Source organism: Sphingomonas sp. BE138, assembly GCF_031456125.1.
Lineage (GTDB): Bacteria > Pseudomonadota > Alphaproteobacteria > Sphingomonadales > Sphingomonadaceae > Sphingomonas.
Genome location: NZ_JAVDUC010000077.1, coordinates 1 through 1,297, shown reverse-complemented (window position 1 = coordinate 1,297; position 1,297 = coordinate 1). Strand labels below are relative to the sequence as shown.

Genomic DNA, 1,297 nt, shown 5'->3' with positions numbered 1-1,297 from the left:
GGGAGTGTCAGGAATTCTGTGCGGGAGGCATAGTGATGGACAGGAAGGACCATCGATATGGCAATCGACGAGGACGTTCTGGACCAGCTGCTGGCTGGCCGTGATCCACAGGAGCTGTTCGCAAAGGACGGTCTGCTCGACGAGCTGAAGAAGGCGCTTTCGGAGCGGATGCTGTCGGCGGAGCTCGACGATCATCTGGAGAGCGAGAGCGCCGATGGTGTCGGCAACCGGCGTAACGGGTCGTCTCGCAAGACGATGCTGACGGGGACGTCAAAGGTGACGCTGGACATTCCACGTGACCGGGCGGGTACGTTCGACCCGAAGCTCATCGCCAAATACCAGCGCCGCTTTCCGGATTTCGACGACAAGATCGTGTCGATGTACGCGCGCGGCATGACGGTGCGCGAGATTCGCGGGCATCTGGAGGAGCTGTACGGCATCGACGTGTCGCCGGACCTGATCTCGACGGTGACCGACGCGGTGCTGGAAACCGTGGCGGAATGGCAAGGTCGCCCGCTCGACACCTGCTATCCGCTCGTCTTTTTCGACGCGATCCGGGTGAAGATCCGCGACGAGGGCTTCGTGCGCAACAAGGCGGTGTACATCGCGCTTGGTATCCTGCCCGATGGCACCAAGGACATCCTCGGCATCTGGATCGAGCAAACCGAAGGCGCCAAGTTCTGGCTGCGGGTCATGAACGAACTGCGGAACCGCGGCGTCGCCGACATCCTGATCGCCGTCGTCGATGGTCTGAAGGGCTTCCCGGAGGCGATCAACGCGGCCTTCCCGGAGACGGTCGTCCAGACCTGCATCGTCCACCTATTGCGCAACTCTATGAGCTTTGCGTCGTGGAAGGACCGCAAGCCGATCGCGCAGGCGCTCCGAAGCGTCTACCGGGCCGAGACGGCTGAGGCCGGCCTGGCGGCGCTGGACGCCTTCGAGGCCGGCCCGTGGGGCAAACGGCATCCGGCCATCGCGCAGAGCTGGCGCCGCCATTGGGACCAAGTGATCCCGTTCTTTGCCTTCCCCGAGGGCGTCCGCCGGATCATCTACACCACCAACGCCATCGAGGCGCTGAACTCCAAGCTGCGCCGGGCTGTGCGGACCCGCGGCCACTTCCCCGGTGACGATGCCGCGATGAAGCTGCTATACCTCGTACTTAACACCGCCGCTCAGGAGTGGAAACGTCCACCCCGCGAGTGGTCGGAGGCAAAGACCCAGTTCGCCGTCATCTTCGGCGAGCGGTTCGTCATCTGATGACGATAACGGCCTCCCGCACAGAATTCCTGACACTCCC

The 1,297-nt window shown here is 63.4% G+C and carries 2 protein-coding genes; one reads left to right on the top strand and one right to left on the bottom strand.

Going from position 1 to position 1,297, the window contains the following annotated elements:
* On the bottom strand, nucleotides 1–195 hold a 195-nt coding region (locus J2Y58_RS20945; protein WP_310107449.1), incomplete at its 3' end, for a hypothetical protein.
* Here J2Y58_RS20945 and J2Y58_RS20940 point away from each other — a divergent pair.
* On the top strand, nucleotides 115–1,257 hold the full coding sequence (locus J2Y58_RS20940; protein ID WP_310107446.1) for an IS256 family transposase: 1,143 nt from the start codon (nucleotides 115–117) through the stop codon (nucleotides 1,255–1,257). The genes J2Y58_RS20945 and J2Y58_RS20940 overlap by 81 nt on opposite strands.
* Nucleotides 1,258–1,297: the final 40 nt, after the last annotated feature.